Annotated in this window: 3 protein-coding genes; 2 read left to right on the top strand and 1 reads right to left on the bottom strand. The window is 66.8% G+C overall.

The annotated features are described in order from the left end of the window. Positions 1-469, bottom strand: a 469-nt coding sequence (locus E1298_RS46275; RefSeq protein WP_131903710.1) for a hemerythrin domain-containing protein, incomplete at its 3' end; no start/stop codon positions are given. A 201-nt stretch (positions 470-670) separates the two neighbouring features. On the opposite strand from E1298_RS46275, the gene E1298_RS46270 reads away from it, so the two are divergent. Together E1298_RS46270 and E1298_RS46265 are read left to right on the top strand one after the other, a co-directional pair. Beyond that, entirely contained in the window at positions 671-1,885 is a 1,215-nt protein-coding gene (locus tag E1298_RS46270; RefSeq protein WP_131903709.1) for a hypothetical protein, read from the top strand. Positions 1,886-1,966: 81 nt separating this feature from the next. Continuing rightward, positions 1,967-2,329 (top strand): hypothetical protein, encoded by a 363-nt coding sequence (locus E1298_RS46265; RefSeq protein ID WP_131903708.1) that lies wholly within the window; start codon positions 1,967-1,969, stop codon positions 2,327-2,329. The last annotated feature ends 28 nt before the right edge of the window (positions 2,330-2,357 follow it).

Raw genomic sequence — 2,357 nt, 5'->3', positions numbered from 1 at the left:
GCGGGTGGGTGGGCGCGGTCGCCTCGGCGGCGCGGACGGCGGCGGCGAAGCCCTTGAGCTGGGCGGGACTGAACTGGTCCTTGAGCCGGTCGAACTCGTAGCGCTCCTCGGCCCGCGCGTGGGTCAGCACCTCGACGCGGAGCCGGTCGAGCTTGGGCAGGAACTCCGGGTCGCCGGTGTCCATACCGTCCAGCTCCGACAGGAGTTCCTTGGCCTGGCGCTCCTCGGCCAGCCGGTCGTCGACGATCCCGTCGCCGCCGGGCAGGGCACGGGCCGCCGGGTGGACGATCTCCTCCTCGGCCGTCTCGTGTACGGCCAGCAGCCGCACCAGGTCCTGGAAGGCGTTCTTGCGGTCCTGTCCGTCGGAGGCCATGACCAGGTCGAACAGGTCCCTGATCCGGCCATGCTGCGCGCGCAGCAGATCGATGACATCGGTGGTGGTCCGGGCGTCGGCGGGTGTGGTCTGCATAGTGCCCCTCGGTGTGCGGTCGGGCGCCGCGGTGGCGGCGCGCGGCTGTAGTACCCCGGGAGAGCCCCCATAAGCACGCGAGTTTCCGGACCATTAAAGATCATGCAATCGCTGGAGAAAACATGTGCGGAACCGGAATAGGCGGGTAGAGCGCGGATGCGTCACATACCGGTGACCCGAACCCGAACAGAGGTGAAACTGGTGGCCTTCAACCCGCTCGAACATCGCGGCATCCCGCTGGACGACCAGCTGCGCAACTGGAGCCAGCTTGACGTCGCTCCGGTCGACCCCGACAAATCAGATCCCTACACCCGGTGCCGCATCATCACCATGAACGGCATCGAGGTCGAAGCGGCGATGTTCAGCCACCACTTCAACCGGATCTGCCCCGATATCGACGTCAAACGGCAGCTCGCACGCGTCCGCTACATCGAGCAGCAGCAGCAGAAGACCGTCAACTGGCTGCTGCCCGGCCAGGCCTCGGTGCTGGAGACGACGATCGCCTACGAGCAGGTCGCCGTCGACCTCACCGGCTGGGTCGCCCGGATGGAACCCGACCCCTATCTCAAGCAGGCGTACGAGTTCGGCGTGCTGGAGGACTTCGACCACCTGTACCGGTACGCCAACCTGTACGAGATGATCGAGCACCGCAAGGCCGAGAAGATCATCGACGGTCTTACCGAGGTGACGCCCGGCCGGCCCACCTACCTGCACCACCGCGACCCGTTCGACAACGTCCGCGAGCCCTACGACCGCGAGAGCACCGCACCGATCTCCAAGCTGCACGCGCTGACCATCATGTCGGCCGAGCAGCAGACGATGAACTTCTACATGAACGTCGGCCCCATGTACATGGAGCCGATCGCCCGCCAGCTCTACCAGGAGATCGGACTGGTCGAAGAGGAGCACGTCACCCATTACGAGTCCCTGGTCGACCCGGGCGAAACGTGGTGGGAAAGGCTGGTCAACCACGAGTACAACGAGTGCTACCTGTACTACTCGTTCATGCAGACCGAGAGCGACCCGCGCGTCAAGGGCATCTGGGAACTGCACCTGAACATGGAGCTGGAGCACCTGCGGCTCGCCTGCGACCTGATGCGCCGCCACGACGGCCGCGACCCCGAGAGCGTCCTGGCCCCGGCACTGCCCGAACCGGTCACCTTCGAGCCCAACAAGCAGCTGGTCCGCGATCTGCTGGCCACGCAGATCGACTTCACCACCCTGGGCACCGGCTACGTCCAGGAGGCCCACGAGCGGTTCGAGAAGATGCAGGACGCCATCAACGCCGAGCGCCCGCCCAGCGAGCGCGTCATCGACGAGCACCGCGACAAGTTCGGCGACGAGTACCGGCTGGAGACCGAGGGCCCCAACCCCGTTCGCAGCCTTCGCGACAAGCCCAAGGAATCCAAGCAATAGGACGCGAAAGAGATCACCGGTTGTTTCACTCCGATGGCCAGGCGCGCGTCCGCGTGGTGGACTGGGAGTGTGACAGATCCGATGATCATCGCTATCGCCACCGCGATGGCGGGCAAGGCCGTCGAGGTCGCCGGTGAGCCGGTGAGGACGGCCGTCGCCGAGCTCGCGAACAGGGTCCGCGAGAGGTTCCGCGGACGCGCCGCCGACGAGGAGGCGCTGGCTAGAGCCACCGGGGATCCCGTTCCCGAGCGGATCGACGCCCTCGCGGAGGCCATCGGGCGCCTGCTGGACGAGCAGCCCGCCTTCAACGCCGAGCTACGGGCGACCTGGACGCAGGCTCAGACGAGGGCGACCGCCTCCGATGACGGTGTCGTCAACGTCTTCACCGGGACGGCCACCAACATCGTCCAAGCACGCGACATCCAGAACCTGAACCTCGGCTGAGCAGCGCCCGGCCCGCCCGGCCTGCCCG

This window comes from Actinomadura rubrisoli (assembly GCF_004349215.1).
Classification (GTDB): domain Bacteria; phylum Actinomycetota; class Actinomycetes; order Streptosporangiales; family Streptosporangiaceae; genus Spirillospora; species Spirillospora rubrisoli.
The sequence above is the reverse complement of the archived record's forward strand: the minus strand, read 5'-3'. Positions and strand labels throughout refer to the sequence as shown.